At 71.1% G+C, this 17,941-nt stretch carries 13 protein-coding genes and 1 pseudogene; 9 read left to right on the plus strand and 5 right to left on the minus strand.

The genetic code is table 11. The features are described from left to right. The first annotated feature begins 15 nt into the window (after positions 1-15). From ABEA26_RS21375 to ABEA26_RS21385, 3 genes are all read left to right on the plus strand, one after another. Positions 16-219, plus strand: a complete 204-nt coding sequence (locus ABEA26_RS21375) for a helix-turn-helix transcriptional regulator (RefSeq protein ID WP_345594496.1) — start codon at positions 16-18, stop codon at positions 217-219. Between the two features lie 126 nt (positions 220-345). Next, positions 346-585: a heavy-metal-associated domain-containing protein gene (locus tag ABEA26_RS21380; protein ID WP_345594498.1), complete on the plus strand. Its 240-nt coding sequence runs from the start codon at positions 346-348 to the stop codon at positions 583-585. Positions 586-663: 78 nt separating this feature from the next. Next, on the plus strand, positions 664-2,907 hold the full coding sequence (locus ABEA26_RS21385) for a heavy metal translocating P-type ATPase (RefSeq protein ID WP_345594500.1): 2,244 nt from the start codon (positions 664-666) through the stop codon (positions 2,905-2,907). Between the two features lie 661 nt (positions 2,908-3,568). Here ABEA26_RS21385 and ABEA26_RS21390 read toward each other — a convergent pair. Both ABEA26_RS21390 and recD2 read right to left on the minus strand, forming a co-directional pair. Then, positions 3,569-4,858, minus strand: a complete 1,290-nt coding sequence (locus ABEA26_RS21390; protein WP_345594502.1) for a citrate synthase — start codon at positions 4,856-4,858, stop codon at positions 3,569-3,571. A 240-nt stretch (positions 4,859-5,098) separates the two neighbouring features. Then, positions 5,099-7,357 carry an SF1B family DNA helicase RecD2 gene (gene recD2 / locus ABEA26_RS21395; RefSeq protein ID WP_345594503.1) on the minus strand — a complete coding sequence of 753 codons (2,259 nt, stop codon included), beginning with the start codon at positions 7,355-7,357 and terminating at the stop codon, positions 5,099-5,101. A gap of 68 nt (positions 7,358-7,425) precedes the next feature. Between recD2 and ABEA26_RS21400 the strand changes: the two genes are divergently transcribed. Next, the gene (locus ABEA26_RS21400) at positions 7,426-7,998 is read left to right on the plus strand and encodes a Uma2 family endonuclease (RefSeq protein WP_345594505.1); all 573 of its coding nucleotides are present in this window, start codon (positions 7,426-7,428) and stop codon (positions 7,996-7,998) included. Positions 7,999-8,128: 130 nt separating this feature from the next. On the opposite strand, the gene ABEA26_RS21405 is transcribed toward ABEA26_RS21400, so the two are convergent. The 3 genes and pseudogenes from ABEA26_RS21405 to ABEA26_RS21415 form a co-directional block, all read right to left on the minus strand. Further along, the gene (locus ABEA26_RS21405) at positions 8,129-10,513 is read right to left on the minus strand and encodes a DUF1963 domain-containing protein (RefSeq protein WP_345594507.1); all 2,385 of its coding nucleotides are present in this window, start codon (positions 10,511-10,513) and stop codon (positions 8,129-8,131) included. Positions 10,514-10,588: 75 nt separating this feature from the next. Continuing rightward, the gene (locus ABEA26_RS21410; protein WP_425587875.1) at positions 10,589-10,831 is read right to left on the minus strand and encodes a DUF397 domain-containing protein; all 243 of its coding nucleotides are present in this window, start codon (positions 10,829-10,831) and stop codon (positions 10,589-10,591) included. 5 nt (positions 10,832-10,836) lie between these two features. Continuing rightward, a pseudogene (locus tag ABEA26_RS21415) lies at positions 10,837-11,265 on the minus strand (Scr1 family TA system antitoxin-like transcriptional regulator); the annotation flags it as partial. Positions 11,266-11,484: 219 nt separating this feature from the next. On the opposite strand from ABEA26_RS21415, the gene ABEA26_RS21420 reads away from it, so the two are divergent. From ABEA26_RS21420 to rbsD, 5 genes are all read left to right on the plus strand, one after another. Then, positions 11,485-12,531 carry a LacI family DNA-binding transcriptional regulator gene (locus tag ABEA26_RS21420; RefSeq protein ID WP_345594509.1) on the plus strand — a complete coding sequence of 349 codons (1,047 nt, stop codon included), beginning with the start codon at positions 11,485-11,487 and terminating at the stop codon, positions 12,529-12,531. Further along, the gene (locus tag ABEA26_RS21425; RefSeq protein WP_345594512.1) at positions 12,528-14,090 is read left to right on the plus strand and encodes a sugar ABC transporter ATP-binding protein; all 1,563 of its coding nucleotides are present in this window, start codon (positions 12,528-12,530) and stop codon (positions 14,088-14,090) included. Before ABEA26_RS21420 ends, ABEA26_RS21425 begins: the two co-directional genes overlap by 4 nt. Then, positions 14,080-16,032, plus strand: coding sequence for an ABC transporter permease/substrate-binding protein (locus ABEA26_RS21430; protein WP_345594513.1), 1,953 nt, complete (start codon positions 14,080-14,082; stop codon positions 16,030-16,032). Before ABEA26_RS21425 ends, ABEA26_RS21430 begins: the two co-directional genes overlap by 11 nt. Positions 16,033-16,147: 115 nt before the next feature. Continuing rightward, a complete protein-coding gene (locus ABEA26_RS21435; protein ID WP_345594514.1) occupies positions 16,148-17,053 on the plus strand; it encodes a ribokinase in 906 nt (301 codons plus the stop codon). Further along, positions 17,050-17,439: a D-ribose pyranase gene (rbsD, locus tag ABEA26_RS21440; RefSeq protein ID WP_345594516.1), complete on the plus strand. Its 390-nt coding sequence runs from the start codon at positions 17,050-17,052 to the stop codon at positions 17,437-17,439. Before ABEA26_RS21435 ends, rbsD begins: the two co-directional genes overlap by 4 nt. Positions 17,440-17,941 lie beyond the last annotated feature (502 nt).

Raw genomic sequence — 17,941 nt, forward strand, 5'->3', positions numbered from 1 at the left:
AGGGAGGTGCAACCAGTGACCGACCGAAGGCTCTGGTCCTACCAGGACATCGCGGCCCACATCCGGGTTCGGCCGGACACCGTACGGTCGTACCGCAAGCACGGGATCCTGCCACCGCCCGACCACGTGGAGGGCGGAAAGCCGTACTGGTACGCGGACACGGTCCGGGCCTGGGTCGCGTGCCGGCCCCGCAATCGAGACCGGAACCGGAACCCTTAGCCCACCACGGACACCCCCGGACCGGCGGGCCGATCCGCCTCTATACCCCCTAGGGGTACAGTGGGGTACGTGGTCCACGCTGGACCACGGGTACCCGCCCACGCACGCCCCGACGAGGAGTAGGACATGACCACCCAGACCGACACCCAGGGCTCCGTCACCACCGTCTACAAGGTGAGCGGAATGAGCTGCGGACACTGCGAGGGCGCCGTCTCCGGCGAGATCGCCGAGATCTCGGGCGTCGGCTCGGTCCAGGCCGTCGCCTCCACCGGCGAGGTCACCGTCGTCTCCGAGGCGCCCCTCGACGACGCGGCCGTGCGCGCGGCCGTGGACGAGGCGGGCTTCGAGCTCGTCGGCAGGGCCTGACCCGCAGCGCCCCAGCAGCACCCAAGCCTTGCCGGCCGGGCCGCGCGCGGTCCGGCCGGCCCGTCTGGAGCCCGGACCATGACCAGCACCACCCCCACGGCCGCCGAGCCGGACCTCGCCCGGGTCGAGCTGCTCATCGGCGGGATGACCTGCGCCTCCTGCGCGGCCCGCGTCGAGAAGAAGCTCAACCGCATGGACGGCGTCACCGCCACGGTGAACTACGCCACCGAGAAGGCCCGGATCACCCACCCGGCGACCACCCGGGTCACCGACCTGATCGCCACGGTCGTCAGGACGGGATACACCGCCGAGGAGCCCGCGCCGCCGCCGGAGCCCGACGAAACGGTGCCCCCCGAGGCGGCCACCGACGACCCCGAGCTGTCCGCCCTGCGCGAGCGCCTGGTCGTCTCCGTCCTCCTCGCCGCGCCCGTCGTGCTGCTCGCGATGGTCCCGGCGCTCCAGTTCGACAACTGGCAGTGGCTCTCGCTCACCCTGGCCGCGCCCGTCGTCGTCTGGGGCGGGCTGCCCTTCCACCGCGCCGCCTGGACGAACGTCCGGCACGGCGCGGCCACCATGGACACCCTGGTCTCGCTGGGCACACTCGCGGCGTTCGGCTGGTCGCTGTGGGCGCTGTTCTTCGGGGACGCGGGCATGCCGGGCATGCGGCACGGCTTCGACCTCACCGTCTCCCGCGCGGACGGCTCCTCCATGATCTACCTGGAGGCCGCCGCCGGGGTCACCGCCTTCCTCCTCCTCGGCCGCTGGCTGGAGGCCCGCTCCAAGCGCCGCGCCGGCGCCGCGCTGCGGGCGCTGATGGAGCTGGGCGCCAAGGACGTCGCGGTCCTGCGGGACGGGCGTGAGGTGCGGATACCGGTGGCCCGGCTGGCGGTCGGCGACCGGTTCGTCGTACGGCCCGGCGAGAAGGTCGCCACCGACGGGACGGTGGTGGAGGGCGCGTCGGCCGTGGACGCCTCGCTGCTGACGGGCGAGTCGGTGCCGGTGGACGTCGGCGTCGGGGACGCGGTCACCGGCGCCACGGTCAACGCCGGGGGCCGGCTGATCGTCGAGGCCACCCGGGTCGGCGCCGACACGCAGCTGGCCCGGATGGCGCAGCTGGTCGAGGACGCGCAGGGCGGCAAGGCCGAGGTGCAGCGGCTCGCCGACCGGATCTCCGGTGTCTTCGTGCCCGTGGTGCTGCTGATCGCGGTCGTCACCTTCGGCGGGTGGCTGGCCGCCACGGGGGACACGGTCGCCGCGTTCACCGCCGCCGTCGCCGTCCTGATCATCGCCTGCCCCTGCGCGCTGGGTCTGGCCACGCCGACCGCGCTGATGGTGGGAACGGGCCGGGGCGCCCAGCTCGGCATCCTCATCAAGGGCCCCGAGGTCCTGGAGTCCACGCGGCGCGTCGACACGGTCGTCCTGGACAAGACCGGCACCGTCACCACGGGCCGCACGACCCTGCACGGGGTGTACGCCGCCGAGGGCACCGACGAGGCGGAGCTGCTGCGACTCGTGGGCGCCATCGAGCACGCCTCCGAGCATCCCGTGGCCCGCGCGATCGCAGCCGGCGCCGAGGAACGGGTCGGCCCCCTGCCCGGCGTCGAGGACTTCACGAACCTCCCCGGGCGGGGCGTACGCGGGCGCGTGGAGGGCCGTGAGGTGGCCGTGGGTCGCCTCTGGGACGCTCTGCCGCCCGAGGTGTCCCGCGCCCGGGACGAGGCCGAGAGGGACGGTCGTACGGCCGTCGTGGTCGGGTGGGACGGCGCGGCGCGCGGGGTCGTCTCCGTGGCGGACGCGATCAGGGAGAGCAGCGCCGAGGCGGTGGCCGAGCTGCGCCGGCTGGGGCTCACCCCCGTGCTGCTGACCGGCGACAACCGGCGCGTCGCCGAGTCGGTCGCGAGGGCCGTCGGCATCGACGAGGTGATCGCCGAGGTGCTGCCCGAGGAGAAGGTCGCCTCGGTGGAGCGGCTGCGGGCCGAGGGCCGTACGGTCGCCATGGTCGGGGACGGCGTCAACGACGCCGCCGCGCTCGCCACCGCCGACCTGGGGCTGGCGATGGGCACGGGGACGGACGCGGCGATCGAGGCGGGCGACCTGACGCTGGTGCGCGGGGACCTGCGGGTGGCCGCGGACGCGATCCGGCTCTCCCGGCGCACCCTCTCCACGATCAAGGGCAACCTCGTGTGGGCCTTCGGCTACAACGTGGCCGCGCTGCCGCTGGCCGCCGCCGGGATGCTGAACCCGATGATCGCGGGGGCGGCGATGGCCTTCTCCTCGGTGTTCGTGGTCACCAACAGCCTCCGGCTGCGGGCCTTTCGCTGAACGCGCGTTCCCCGCAGGTAGAGGGGGAGTGCCTCTGGAGTCCGGCACCCGCCTCACATAAGCTCTTCACAAGGCTCGCGCATCTTCCTTACGCTTGGGTCCCGTTCGGCGTATCGGGGGCTCTTGCGCACCTAAAGGACATATGCAAGAGACGCAGATCACAGTGACGTGAACGTAACCATCCAAGGGGTTCGACGGTCTAAGTTGGCGATGTCAGGCAGCGTCTTGGGGGGCGCCACCTGGCATCTGGGGATGTCTTGGGGGACTTTCCCAGAGCTGCGTTGCCGGGACACGTACACCGGGAAGCTTTGAGCGGCCCTCCCGGGCGTGCGCTGTCCCGGCAGACCGCGCGAACGGCACGACAGGTACGACAGGCATTTCTGGCACGACAGGCGCGACGGGTTCTGCCCGTTGTGCTCAAGTACAGCGATTCAGGCGCTGTCCTCACAGACGCCCGGCCGGATCCCGTGGGGGGAATCCGTACCGGGACATGGGAAGGCGCCCTGGTTCGTCGGCCCGTGGGGGGACCGGCGCCAGGGCGCCTTCTGCTGTCTCGTTCGCGCCGTCCCGCCCGCGCCCGCCCCATCCGGCCACGGAAAAGTCCCGTACCGCTCGGGGCGGTACGGGACTCTCCGGATGCGCTGCGGGGGTGCCTGGCGGCTCAGCGCGCCTCGACGGGAACGAAGTCGCGCTCGACGACACCCGTGTAGATCTGGCGCGGGCGGCCGATGCGGGAACCCGGCTCCTTGATCATCTCGTGCCACTGGGCGATCCAGCCCGGCAGCCGGCCCAGGGCGAACAGGACCGTGAACATCTCGGTCGGGAAGCCCATGGCCCGGTAGATCAGGCCGGTGTAGAAGTCGACGTTCGGGTAGAGGCTGCGCGAGACGAAGTAGTCGTCGGAGAGCGCGTGCTCCTCCAGCTTCAGCGCGATGTCCAGCAGCTCGTCGGACTTGCCGAGGGCGGAGAGGACGTCGTGCGCGGCAGCCTTGATGATCTTTGCGCGCGGGTCGAAGTTCTTGTAGACCCGGTGGCCGAAGCCCATCAGGCGGACGCCGTCCTCCTTGTTCTTCACCTTGCGGATGAAGGAGTCGACGTCGCCGCCGGCGTCGCGGATGCCCTCCAGCATCTCCAGCACCGACTGGTTGGCGCCGCCGTGCAGCGGGCCCCAGAGCGCGTTGATGCCGGCGGAGATCGAGGCGAACATGTTCGCCTGCGAGGAGCCGACCAGGCGGACCGTGGAGGTCGAGCAGTTCTGCTCGTGGTCCGCGTGCAGGATCAGCAGCTTGTCCAGCGCGGCGACGACCGTCGGGTCGGGTACGTACTCCTGCGCCGGCACCGAGAACGTCATGCGCAGGAAGTTCTCGACGTAGCCGAGGTCGTTGCGCGGGTAGACGAACGGGTGACCGATCGACTTCTTGTACGCGTAGGCCGCGATCGTCGGAAGCTTCGCGAGCAGCCGGATCGTGGAGAGGTTGCGCTGACGCTCGTCGAACGGGTTGTGGCTGTCCTGGTAGAACGTGGACAGCGCCGAGACGACCGACGACAGCATGGCCATCGGGTGGGCGTCGCGCGGGAAGCCCTTGTAGAAGTTCTTGACGTCCTCGTGCAGCAGGGTGTGCTGCGTGATCTCGTTCTTGAACCCGCTGAGCTCGTCGACGGTCGGCAGCTCGCCGTTGATCAGCAGGTAGGCGACCTCCACGAAGGAGGAGCGCTCGGCCAGCTGCTCGATCGGGTAGCCGCGGTACCGGAGGATGCCCGCCTCGCCGTCCAGATACGTGACGGCGGATTTATAGGCGGCGGTGTTGCCGTAGCCGCTGTCCAGCGTCACCAGACCGGTCTGGGCGCGGAGCTTCCCGATGTCGAAGCCCTTGTCGCCGACGGTGCTGTCGATCACCGGGTAGGTGTACTCGTCATCGCCGTACCGCAGTACTACTGAGTTGTCGCTCACGTCTTCCCTCACCACCGACGTAGTGCCTCATCTTCGAGGTGCCCTGACTGTCTCTACCATCCCCCACTTGGCTCAGGAGAGTGCACTCGGGGTCGACCATCGGGCCTATTGGCGGCACTGAGTGCCGCCAACTTGCTCATCCTGCCCCCTCTTCCGCCCTTCCGGAAGTGCTCTGTGACCTTTGCGACTCGTTTGATCGATCACTTTTTTCACAGGGGCCGTGAGGTTTACCGGAAGGTTTCAGGTTCGGGAGCCCGCCAGCCGGAAGTCGAGCGCCGTGCAGCGCCTGCCCGCCGACACCGTGCGCACCGCCTGCCCGATCGCCCTGCGGGAGCCGACCAGGACGACCAGTCGCTTGGCCCGGGTGACCGCCGTGTACAGCAGGTTGCGCTGGAGCATCATCCAGGCGCCGGTCGTCACGGGGATCACCACCGCCGGGTACTCGCTGCCCTGGGAGCGGTGGATGGTCACCGCGTAGGCGTGGGCCAGCTCGTCCAGCTCGTCGAACTCGTACGGCACCTCCTCGTCCTCGTCCGTCAGCACGGTGAGGCGCTGCTCCACCGGGTCGAGCGAGGTGACGACGCCCACGGTGCCGTTGAAGACACCGTTCTCGCCCTTCTCGTAATTGTTGCGGATCTGGGTCACCTTGTCGCCGACCCGGAAGACCCGGCCGCCGAACCGCTTCTCCGGCACGTCCGGGCGCCCCGGGGTGACGGCCTGCTGGAGGAGCCCGTTGAGCGTGCCGGCACCGGCGGGCCCCCGGTGCATGGGGGCGAGGACCTGCACGTCCCGGCGCGGGTCCAGCCCGAACTTCGCGGGGATGCGCCGCGCGGCGACGTCCACCGTGAGGCGCCCCGCCTCCTCCGTCTCGTCCTCCACGAAGAGGAAGAAGTCCTTCATGCCGTCGGTGAGCGGGTGCTGCCCCGCGTTGATCCGGTGCGCGTTCGTCACGACGCCCGACTGCTGGGCCTGGCGGAAGACACGGGTGAGCCGGACGGCCGGCACGGGGCTCCCGTCGGCGAGCAGGTCCCGCAGCACTTCCCCCGCGCCCACGCTGGGCAGCTGGTCGACGTCCCCGACGAAGAGCAGGTGGGCGCCGGGTGCCACGGCCTTGACCAGCTTGTTGGCGAGGAGGAGGTCGAGCATGGAGGCCTCGTCGACGACGACGAGGTCGGCGTCGAGCGGCCGGTCCCGGTCGTAGGCGGCGTCGCCGCCGGGCTTGAGCTCCAGCAGGCGGTGCACGGTGGAGGCCTCGGTGCCGGTCAGCTCGGCCAGCCGCTTGGCGGCCCGCCCCGTCGGCGCGGCGAGCACCACCCTCGCCTTCTTCGCGCGGGCCAGCTCGACGATGGAGCGGACGGTGAAGGACTTGCCGCAACCGGGCCCGCCGGTGAGGACGGCGACCTTCTCGGTGAGCGCCAGCTTGACGGCCGCCTCCTGCTCGGGGGCGAGGTCGGCGCCGGTGCGTTGCCCGAGCCATCCGAGCGCCTTGTCCCAGGCGACGTCCCCGAATCCCGGCATCCGGTCCTCGCCGGTGCGCAGCAGGCGCAGCAGCTGGGCGGCGAGGGCCAGCTCGGCGCGGTGGAAGGGGACGAGGTAGACGGCGGTGACGGGGTCTCCGCCCTGTGGGTCGGGGACCTTCTCGCGTACGACGCCGGGATCCTCGCCCTCCGCCGGCTCGGCGGCCAGCTCGGCGAGGCACTCGATGACGAGCCCGGTGTCCACCTGGAGCAGCTTCACCGCGTCGGCGATCAGCTTCTCCTCGGGGAGGTAGCAGTGCCCCTGGTCGGTGGCCTGCGACAGGGCGTACTGCAATCCCGCCTTCACCCGCTCCGGGCTGTCGTGCGGGATCCCGACCGACTGGGCGATCTTGTCGGCGGTGAGGAAGCCGATGCCCCAGACGTCGGAGGCCAGGCGGTAGGGCTGGTTCTTCACGACGGAGATCGACGCGTCGCCGTACTTCTTGTAGATCCGCACCGCGATCGACGTCGACACCTCGACGGTCTGGAGGAAGAGCATGACCTCCTTGATCGCCTTCTGCTCCTCCCACGCGTCGGCGATCTTCTTCGTCCGCTTGGGACCGAGGCCGGGCACCTCGACGAGCCGCTTCGGCTCCTCCTCGATGATCTGGAGCGTGTCCACGCCGAAGTGCTGGGTGATGCGGTCGGCGAAGACCGGGCCGATGCCCTTGACCAGGCCGGAGCCGAGGTAGCGCCGGATGCCCTGGACCGTGGCCGGGAGCACGGTCGTGTAGTTCTCCACGTGGAACTGCTTGCCGTACTGCGGATGGGACCCCCAGCGGCCCTCCATCCGCAGGGACTCACCGGCCTGCGCGCCGAGCAGCGCGCCGACGACCGTGAGGAGGTCGCCGGCGCCTCTGCCGGTGTCTACGCGGGCGACCGTGTAGCCGTTCTCCTCGTTGGCGTACGTGATGCGTTCCAGGACGCCTTCGAGGGTGGCGAGCCGCCGTTCACCGGGAGCGGCATCGGACTGGTCGGTCATGGTCCGACGGTACCGGTGGGGTGTGACAGGGACGTCCGGGGAGGAGGCACTTTCAGTACGCTCGGGGCATGGACTACGCGAAGATGCGCGCCATCGCCGCAGACCTCGGAGCATATGCGGAACGGCTCGAAGGGGCCTGGAGCGTCGAGATCGGGCCGTCCGGTCCGATACTGGCCATGATGTGCCCGTCCAAGCGTCATGAGGGCACGGTGCGGCGGATCTGCAAACAGCTGGACGCGCAGCTTCTCACTTCTCACCCCGACTACATCTGCGCCAACGGCCCCGAGATCGAGCACCCGGCGATCGGCCGCATGCGTCGCCCCGACGCCGTCGTCATCCCCGAGGCCGCCCTCGACGAAGAGGGCCTCGCTGTCGACGCGACGCAGGTCCTGGCCACCGTCGAGATCGTCTCGCCGTCCAACCCGAACAACGACTACGCCGAGAAACTCGCCGACTACCCGGCCATGGGCATCCCGCACTACATGATCGTCGACCCGCGCACGGGCACGATCGAGGTGCACTCCGAACCGTGCGGGGGGCGCTACAGCCGAGCGGAGCCGTACATCTTCGGTGACGCGGTGCCGTTCGGACCGTGGACCGTGGAGACGTCGGAGTTCCGGCGGTACGGCAAGGACGGTTAGGGAGCCAGGGCCCCCCATCCCCCGTGCGCCGCACGGCCCCTCGCCGACCGGCCCGCCGGGTGTCGCCGCCGACGAACGCCGCTGCGACCGGCACCGGCCGGTGGGGGTGCCGGTGCCGGTGGTGTCGCTGTCAGTGGGCGTACATCGCGACCCGGGCCCCGGTGAAGCGGCGGGCCGCGAGGTCCCGCTCGCTCATCGCCCAGTACATGGTGACGGACTCCAGGTTGTACATCCCGGGATGCCACTGGGCCAGGAGCGCCCAGTTCTTGAGCCGTGGCCCGTCGTCCCCGGCGGCGTACGCGCACCCCCTCACCGGGTCGCCCCACCCCTGGGCGTCCAGGGCGTATCCGCCGAGCTGCAGTTGCGGGCCCTTGTGCCAGTAGCCGTCGGCCCGCACGTCCGCCCACACCTCGCGCAGTTCCTCCGCCCGGGGATGTTCCTCGAGGAGCGGATCGCCGTTGAAGTTCTCGTAGTCCGGCAGGGAGACGTCGTACCTCACGCGCAGCTCGCCACGCAGCTCGCCGTCGAAGTCGACGTCGCCCAACTCGTGGTCCGGCTCGTAGTCGTACTCCACCTTCCGTTCCTCGACCATGGTTCCGGCGGGGACGTACACCACGGAACCGCTCGTACAGGAGTGGTCCTCGCTCGCCTCCAGCGCGGGCCAGGCGAACAGCAGCAGACGGCCGTCGGGCGGCAGCGGGAGGTTCGTCACGCCCTCGGGCAGGGCCCCGAGGTCGAGGGTCGCGACGAGGTGCTCGAACCCCGGCTCCTCGGACGGATCGTCGGACAGCTCGCCGACCGGCACGTCGTACAGACGCGGAAGGGCGACGTCGGGCGGGAGCATCACCGGGGTGCCGAAGTGCCCCACGACCGGGCCGTCCACGTCCGACGCCAGTACCAGGCAGGGCCGCGCCAGCCCCAGCCAGCGCTCCACGTCGTCGGCGGGGATGCCCCGCGCGAGCGCCGCGTCGCGGAAGCGGTCCAGCTTCGCCCGTGACTCGCGGTTCCGGAAGCCCGCCGCCGGGTGCTTCCCGTCCGGTGAACCGACGCGCCGTCGCACCACCTCGTGGGCGACCGTCCTCCCCCGGTAGCCGACGGTGGGACCGTGCTCGTCGCGCAGGACGCCGGAGAACTCCTGGCCGGTGGTGCTCCGGTCGTCGTTTCTCTTCATCACCAGCCGCACGCCCTGGAGCTGGATCTCGCCCACGCCCTCCGCGTTGGCGGTGACGTCCAGTCGGTACCGGGCGTACGGCGTCGTGACGGAGGTGGTGAACTCCCGCGCCAGGAAGCGCTCGGTGAACATCTCTCCGGACCGCCGGTCGACGGTCACCCAGGTGAGCCCGTCCTGGGACGCCCGCAGCACCCAGTCCTTCGGGTCCCGCGAGCAGTGGTCGTTCGCGGACGTCAGCGTGTAGGCCGTGACAACGCCCGGCTTGGCCAGGACGAAGTCCAGCGTCGCGGTGGACGAGAACGTCAGCCACTTGCCGCCGCCGGCGTCGAGCAGGTTCGCGGCGACCTCGCCGGCGCTCCAGTGCTCGCCGCTGGCCTCGACCCGGGTGACGGGCACGGGGGTGCCGACGAGTTCGGCGTCGTCCGTGGTGAGCAGTTCCACCCGGTTCAGCTGCGTCTCGGGTTGCCGTCCCCAGTTGCGGCCGATGTCGAGGCGGTACAGCGGGTACGGCGTCGAGTTGGCCACGGCGTACTCACGCACCTGGTGACGCTGCGGGAAGGCCTGGTCCAGGCGCGAGTCGAGGGTGATCCAGGTGTGTCCGTCCACCGATCCCCGCAGCCGCCAGTCACGGGGGTCGCGGTCCCGGTAGTCGTTCGCGGCGGTGAGCCGGTAGGCCGTGACTGCGGTGGGCTCGGGCAGGACGAAGTCCAGCGTGGCCGTGGACTCGAACGCCAGCCACTTGCCCCGGCCGGCGTCGAGCAGGTTGGCGGCGACCTCACCGGCCCTGCGGTACTCCGCGTCGGCCACGACCTTCGTGACCGCCACCGGAACGGTGCCGCGGGCTGCGGGCGGCGCGGTCCGCCGCAGCGCCAGGGACGCGAAGGTACCCCGCCGGTCCCGCCAGGTGACCCGCTCGACCGCGCCCCGGCCGTCGTCCAGCAGCAGGCTCAGCCGGCCCTCGTCCGTGCCGTCGCCTCCGTCGCCGTCCCGGTCCTCCTCGGTGGCGAAGACACGCACTCGGTCCTCCCGCGTCCCTTCCAGGTCGGACCAGCGCTCGCACTCGACGCCGCGGTAGTCCTCCGACGAGCCGTCGGCCAGGCGCCGGTGCCCGCGGAAGGCCGTCATGCCGTCGTCGAACGCGACCACGGCCTCCGCCCCGCCGTCGGAGCGCCAGCCCAGCTCCGTCAGTTCGGACGGGTCCCCACGGTCGAGGTGGACCGTCAGCCGCGGCGCCTTCTTCCACTGGCCTGCGGCACGCACCTCGGTGTCATAGACGACGACAACGGGCGCGCCGGGGGACTCTCCGACGGAAGGGATCGGTCGGGAACCGGACCGAACGGGCATGGAGTGCTCCAGTGAATCGTCGACAGTGGCTGGTGAGAGGCACTCTCACACAGGGGTCCGACAATCACACATGGCTCAACTTCCGCACACGGTCCAGCTTTTCGGTTCTGGTGGTACGGCAAGGGCTTTCAGGGGCGGGGCGGCTGCGCCTTGAGGGCTTGGAGGAAGGGGGTGAACGCCTCCGGGGGGGAAGGCGAGGGTGGCTCGGGTCGGGGCCTTGCTGTCGCGGACGGCGACGCGGGTGGGCGAGGGGGCTATCTCCACGCATTCGTTGCCGTCGTCGGGGCCCGAGTACGACGACTTCCGCCAGTTGTCCATGCGCCTCACAGCTCCTTCGACAGCCGGTCGATGAGGTCACGCGAGCGCTCGGGGTCGAGCGATACGGCTTCCACTTTACGGAAGCGAGTTCGAAAGGCGCCGAGCTGGGCTTCGGAGTCGATGAAAGCCGAGCCATGCGGTACGTCGCGCACCACGGTGTCCAACTTGGGCACCGCGCCGCCCACATACGTCATGGTGCTGGCAGCTCTGGCAAAGCCGTCCAGGTCGAAGGGGATGACACGCAACGTCACGTTGCCTGCTTCCGAGCACTCCGGAAGCTTGGCCAGTTGGCCCCTTGAAGCATCGCGGTCGGCGGCCCTGATGCGGAGGGCAGCCTCGTGGATCACCAACTCGTACGGGACGGTGATCCGCTGCGACACCATGCGGTGACGGACGCGCAAGTCGAGTTCGTCACCGGTGAGCTCGGGCACCCGAGGCGGGCATGTTCGCCGCCGCGTCGGGCCGGGCGGGGCCGGACGCGTCCGGCCCCGCCCGGCCCGGCTCCGGATCGTTCCCACCGGAGCCGGGCCCGCGGCCGAGCCCGCACGGCTCCGGTCACGATTGAGTCTCGGCCGGCTCCCACCCCTTGCGTCCTCCTCGTGTAATCGTTTCCAATCCTCCGTGTAATCGATTCCACAAGGAGGTGGAACGCGATGGCGAGCATCGGCATCAAGGACGTCGCCGCCGCGGCCGGCGTCTCCGTCGCGACGGTGTCGCGCGCGCTCAACGGCCATCCGTCGGTCAGCGCCGCCGCACGCGAGCGCGTCCTGGCCGCCGTCGAGACGCTGGGCTACCGCCCGAACGCCGTCGCCCGGTCGCTGCGCACCGACCAGACCCGCACCCTCGGCCTGGTCATCAGCGACGTCATGAACCCGTACTTCACCGAGCTGGCCCGTTCCGTCGAGGAGGAGGCCCGCGCGCTCGGCTACAGCGTCATCATCGGCAACGCCGACGAGCGGCCCGATCTCCAGGACCACCATGTGACGACGTTGCTGGACCGGCGTATCGACGGGCTCCTCGTCTCCCCCACCGACGGCGGCTCGCCCGGGATGCTGGCGGCCGCGCGGGCCGGGACACCGATGGTGTTCGTCGACCGCTGGATCCCCGGCGTCGACGTGCCCGTCGTCCGGTCGGACGGGCGGGCCGCCGTCCGGGACCTGGTGGCGCACCTGCACGGGCTCGGACACCGGCGGCTCGCGATCATCGCCGGGCCCGCCGCCACCACGACCGGACGCGAGCGCGTCGACGCCTTCCGCGAGGCGCTCGGCGCGTACGGGCTCCCCCTCCCCGACGCCTACATCGGCCAGGGCGACTTCCAGGTGGAGAGCGGGCGGCGGGTCACCGAGGGGTTCCTCGACCTGCCCGAACCGCCCGACGTCGTCTTCGCCGCCGACAACCTGATGGCACTCGGCGCGCTGGACGCCGTACGGGCGCGCGGGCTGCGGGTCCCAGAGGACATCGCGCTCGCCGCGTTCGACGACATCCGCTGGTTCGTGCACACCGATCCGCCCGTCACCGCGATCGCCCAGCCCACCGGCGACCTCGGCCGGGCCGCCGTGCGCGCGCTGGTCGACCGTATCGAGGGCCGGACCGGCGAGTCCGTCACCCTCCCGGCCCGGCTCGTCGTCCGCCGCTCCTGCGGTGAGGCGGCCCTCCGACAACCCCCGTCCCCCTCCCCCGTACGAAGGAGTACGCCGTGAGCAGCCGCAGTCCGGACGAGTTGCTGCGCATCGAGGGCATCCGCAAGACCTTCCCCGGCGTGGTCGCGCTCGACAGCGTCGACTTCGACCTGCGCAGGGGCGAGGTGCACGTGCTCCTCGGTGAGAACGGCGCGGGCAAGAGCACGCTCATCAAGATGCTCTCCGGCGCCTACACGCCCGACGCCGGGCGGATCCTGGCCGGTGGCGAGGAGGTGCGCATCCACGGTGCGCAGGACTCCGAGCGCCTCGGGATCGCCACCATCTACCAGGAGTTCAACCTCGTCCCCGATCTGACGGTCGCCGAGAACATCTTCCTGGGGCGCCAGCCGCGCCGGCTGGGGATGATCGACCGGAAGAAGATGGACGCCGACGCGGAAGTCCTGCTGAAGCGGGTCGGTCTGAGCGTGTCGCCCCGCGCGCGGGTGCGTGAACTCGGCATCGCGCGGCTCCAGATGGTCGAGATCGCCAAGGCGCTCAGCCTGGACGCGCGCGTGCTCGTCATGGACGAGCCGACCGCCGTGCTGACCTCCGAGGAGGTCGACAAGCTGTTCGCCATCGTGCGGCAACTGCGCGAGGACGGTGTCGGCATCGTCTTCATCACCCACCACCTGGAGGAGATCGCCGCCCTCGGCGACCGCGTCACCGTCATCCGGGACGGACGGAGTGTCGGGCAGGTGCCCGCCTCCACGCCCGAGGACGAGCTCGTCCGGCTCATGGTCGGCCGGTCGATCGAGCAGCAGTACCCGCGCGAGCGCGCCGACACCGGTGAGGCACTGCTCAAGGTGGAGGGGCTGACGCGGGACGGTGTCTTCCATGACGTCGGCTTCGAGGTGCGCGCCGGTGAGGTCGTCGGCATCGCGGGCCTCGTCGGCGCCGGGCGGACGGAGGTCGTCCGGGCCGTGTTCGGCGCCGACCCGTACGACGCGGGGACCGTGCGCGTCGCGGGCGACCGGCTCCGCCGCCACGACGTGAACGCCGCCATGGCGGCCGGTATCGGGCTCGTCCCCGAGGACCGCAAGGGGCAGGGGCTCGTGCTCGACGCCTCCGTCGAGGAGAACCTCGGCCTGGTCACCCTCCGGTCCACGTCCCGCGCGGGGCTCGTCGACCTCAAGGGGCAGCACGAGTCGGCCGAGCGGATCGCCGGGCAGCTCGGCGTGCGGATGGCCGGTCTCGGTCAGCACGTGCGCACGCTCTCCGGCGGCAACCAGCAGAAGGTCGTCATCGGCAAGTGGCTGCTGGCGGACACCAAGGTGCTGATCCTCGACGAGCCGACGCGCGGCATCGACGTCGGCGCCAAGGTCGAGATCTACCAGCTGATCAACGAGCTGACGGCCGCGGGTGCCGCCGTGCTCATGATCTCCAGCGACCTGCCCGAGGTGCTCGGCATGAGCGACCGGGTGGTGGTCATGGCGCAGGGGCGTGTCGCGGGTGAACTCACCGCGGAACAGGCGACCCAGGACGCCGTGATGGCACTCGCCGTCAGCACACCCCACGGCCACACCGGCGAGACCGGTGACACCCCCCACAGCAATGGAACGGAGGCCTCCCGTGGCCACTGACACGCTCAAGAGCAAGCCGGGCGCACAGAGCGCCACGGGCGGCCTGCGCCGCCTGCTGCTCGACAACGGCGCGCTGACCGCGCTGATCGTCCTCGTCATCGCCATGTCGGCGCTGTCCGGGGACTTCCTGACCGCCGACAACCTGCTGAACGTCGGCGTCCAGGCCGCCGTCACCGCGATCCTCGCCTTCGGCGTCACCTTCGTCATCGTCTCGGCGGGCATCGACCTGTCGGTCGGCTCGGTCGCCGCGCTGTCGGCCACCGTGCTGGCCTGGAGCGCGACCGAGGCCGGGATGCCGGTGGTGCTCGCGGTGCTGCTGTCCGTGGCGACGGGCATCGCGTGCGGCCTGGTGAACGGCTTCCTCATCTCGTACGGGAAACTGCCGCCGTTCATCGCGACGCTCGCCATGCTGTCGGTGGGGCGCGGTCTGTCGCTGGTCATCTCGCAGGGCTCGCCCATCGCCTTCCCGGACTCCGTCTCCCACCTGGGCGACACGCTCGGCGGGTGGCTGCCGGTGCCGGTGCTCGTGATGATCGTGATGGGGCTGATCACCGCCTTCGTCCTCGGGCGGACCTACATCGGCCGCTCCATGTACGCCATCGGCGGCAACGAGGAGGCCGCGCGCCTGTCCGGGCTGCGCGTGAAGCGGCAGAAGCTCGCCATCTACGCCTTCTCCGGACTGTTCGCCGCCGCCGCGGGCATCGTGCTCGCCTCCCGGCTCTCCTCCGCGCAGCCGCAGGCCGCGCAGGGTTACGAACTGGACGCCATCGCCGCCGTCGTCATCGGCGGTGCCTCGCTCGCGGGCGGCACCGGCAAGGCGTCGGGCACGCTGATCGGCGCGCTGATCCTCGCGGTGCTGCGCAACGGCCTCAACCTGCTGTCCGTCTCCGCGTTCTGGCAGCAGGTCGTCATCGGTGTCGTCATCGCGCTGGCGGTGCTGCTGGACACGCTGCGGCGCAAGGCCGGGACGACCACCCCGGCGGCCGGGGCCGGCGGGGGCGGCAAGGGCAAGCAGGCACTGACGTACCTGATCGCCGCCGTCGTCGCGGTGGCCGTCGTCGGGGCGACCTCGCTGCTGCACAACGACTCCTCGGCCGGCAAGACGCGCAAGGTCGGCCTGTCGCTGTCCACGCTCAACAACCCGTTCTTCGTACAGATCAGGGACGGAGCGGAGGAGCAGGCGAAGAAGGCCGGCGTGGACCTGACGGTCACGGACGCGCAGAACGACGCCTCCCAGCAGGCCAACCAGCTGCAGAACTTCGTCAGCGGAGGCCTGTCCTCGATCATCGTCAACCCGGTGGACTCCGACGCGGCCGGTCCCGCGGTACGCGGCGCGAACAAGGACGACATCCCCGTCATCGCCGTGGACCGCGGCGTCAACGACGCGAAGGCGGCCGCGCTGGTCGCCTCCGACAACGTCGAGGGCGGTGAACTGGGCGCCCAGGCGCTCGCCGAGAAGCTGGGCGGCAAGGGCACGATCGTCATCCTCCAGGGCCAGGCCGGCACCTCCGCCAGCCGGGAGCGCGGGGCGGGCTTCGCGGCCGGCCTGAAGGAGTACCCGGGCATCAAGGTCGTCGCCAAGCAGCCCGCGGACTTCGACCGCACCAAGGGCCTGGACGTGATGACCAACCTGCTCCAGGCACACCCCGACATCGACGGCGTCTTCGCGGAGAACGACGAGATGGCGCTCGGCGCGATCAAGGCGCTGGGCTCCAAGGCCGGCAAGTCGGTCCAGGTCGTCGGCTTCGACGGCACCCCGGACGGGCTGAAGGCGGTGCGCGAGGGCACGTTGTTCGCGTCGGTCGCGCAGCAGCCGAAGGAACTGGGCAGGATCGCCGTGCAGAACGCGCTGCGCGCGGCCGACGGCGAGAAGGTGGACACAATGGTGAAGGTGCCGGTGAAGGTGGTCACCAAGGAGAACGTGGCCGGCTTCGAGGGCTGACACGGATCCACGGAAGTCCGTTGGCGGGCGGTCACATCGACCGCCCGCCACTCCTGCTCGGTTTCACTCGGTTTCACTCGGTTTCACTCGGATCATCCGGATCGGGGAGCGATTCATGTACGACTACGACCTCTTGGTCGTGGGATCGGCCAACGCCGACCTCGTGATCGGCGTCGAGCGGCGGCCGGGTGCCGGCGAGACGGTGCTCGGCACCGACCTGGCCGTCCACCCCGGCGGCAAGGGCGCCAACCAGGCGGTCGCCGCCGCCCGCCTCGGCGCCCGTACGGCTCTGCTGGCCCGGGTCGGCGACGACGACTACGGCAGGCTGCTGCTGGACTCGCAGCAGGCGGCCGGTGTCGACACGGTCGGCGTGCTGGTGGGCGGGGCGCCGACCGGCGTCGCGCTGATCACCGTCGACCCCTCGGGCGACAACAGCATCGTGGTCTCACCGGGCGCGAACGGCCGGCTGGCACCGGGGGACGTCCGCGCCGCCGCGAGCCTCTTCCACGCCTCCCGCGTGGTCTCCACGCAGTTGGAGATCCCGCTGGAGACGGTCGTGGAGGTGGTCCGGAGCCTGGCACCGGACAGCCGCTTCGTGCTGAACCCGTCACCGCCGCGCCCGCTCCCGCCGGAAGTACTGGCGGCCTGCGACCCGCTGATCGTCAACGAGCACGAGGCGAAGGTCATCCTCGGCGACTCCTGCGTGAGCGAACGCCCCGAGGACTGGGCCCGCATCCTGCTGGCCAAGGGGCCGCGCTCGGTGGTGGTGACCCTGGGCGCCGAGGGCGCGCTGGTGGCGTCCTCGTCCGAGGGTGTCTCCCGCGTCCCCTCCGTGAAGGTGGACGCCGTGGACACGACGGGCGCGGGCGACGCGTTCACCGCGGCGCTGGCCTGGCGGCTCGGCACGGGTGAGTCGCTCACCGGGGCGGCGGCGTACGCGGCGCGGGTCGGCGCGGCGGCCGTCACGAAGGCGGGCGCGCAGGCGTCGTACCCGACGGCGGCCCAGGCGGAGGCGCTGTGAAGAGGACCGGGATACTCAACCGCCACCTGTCCGGCGCCCTGGCCGAACTCGGCCACGGGCACGAGGTCCTGGTGTGCGACGTCGGCATGCCGATACCCGACGGGCCGCGCGTCGTCGACCTGGCTTTCCGCGCAGGTGTGCCCTCCTTCGCGGAGGTGGTGGAGGGGCTGCTGGCCGAGCTGGTGGTGGAAGGCGCGACGGCGGCGACGGAGGTCCGGGAGGCCAACACCGAGGCCGCCGCACTGCTCGACGGTCACTTCCCCGGCCTCACCCTCGTCCCGCACGAGCGGCTGAAGGAACTTTCGGCCGGCGCCCGGCTGGTCGTCCGCACCGGCGAGGCACGGCCGTACGCGAACGTACTGCTGCGCTGCGGGGTCTTCTTCTAGGCCCCGGCGGCCACAGAGAGCTCCAGGGAGCTCCACGGAGCTCCGAGGAGCTTCGAGGGGGCCCGGTCGAAGACCGGGCCCCCTCGGATTTCCCCTCCCCCTCAGGCCCGCCGATCCCCCGGATCCCCCCGGATCCCCCCAGATCCCTCGGATCCCCCCACCGGGTGTCCTGATGCCAAGTACGACCCGCGGAGCGACGGGACGGTTGCACGGCTCGCCAGGATTTGTTTTCCGGGGCCCCTCGCCCGCCGCGTGCGCGACGAACCGCGCCGCCGTCTCGGCGAGCGCCTCCGCCCGTCCCGGCCGCTTCGGACCTCTGCGGAAGCGCCACCTCGCCTCCTTCTGCACCACGCTGTGGGGCACTTCCGCCTGGGGTCGAATCGACACGCTTACAAATGGAAGAACGACAGCGCCGGCAGTAACGGGGCGCCCCGCCCGGTTTTCGCTGTCCTCTTCGACCTCGAGGACGTCAAAGCCTCGGCAAGGGACTGTTCAATTCGGC

The organism is Streptomyces marokkonensis, from assembly GCF_039539045.1.
Taxonomy (GTDB): Bacteria; Actinomycetota; Actinomycetes; order Streptomycetales; family Streptomycetaceae; genus Streptomyces; species Streptomyces marokkonensis.

Coding starts and splice junctions, on each gene's coding strand:
- ABEA26_RS21435 (WP_345594514.1), top strand. CDS start 16,148: ATGTACGACTACGACCTCTTGGTCGTGGGATCGGCCAACGCCGACCTC.
- ABEA26_RS21420 (WP_345594509.1), top strand. CDS start 11,485: ATGGCGAGCATCGGCATCAAGGACGTCGCCGCCGCGGCCGGCGTCTCC.
- ABEA26_RS21400 (WP_345594505.1), top strand. CDS start 7,426: ATGGACTACGCGAAGATGCGCGCCATCGCCGCAGACCTCGGAGCATAT.
- ABEA26_RS21385 (WP_345594500.1), top strand. CDS start 664: ATGACCAGCACCACCCCCACGGCCGCCGAGCCGGACCTCGCCCGGGTC.
- ABEA26_RS21410 (WP_425587875.1), bottom strand. CDS start 10,831: ATGGACAACTGGCGGAAGTCGTCGTACTCGGGCCCCGACGACGGCAAC.
- recD2 (WP_345594503.1), bottom strand. CDS start 7,357: ATGACCGACCAGTCCGATGCCGCTCCCGGTGAACGGCGGCTCGCCACC.
- ABEA26_RS21380 (WP_345594498.1), top strand. CDS start 346: ATGACCACCCAGACCGACACCCAGGGCTCCGTCACCACCGTCTACAAG.
- ABEA26_RS21405 (WP_345594507.1), bottom strand. CDS start 10,513: ATGCCCGTTCGGTCCGGTTCCCGACCGATCCCTTCCGTCGGAGAGTCC.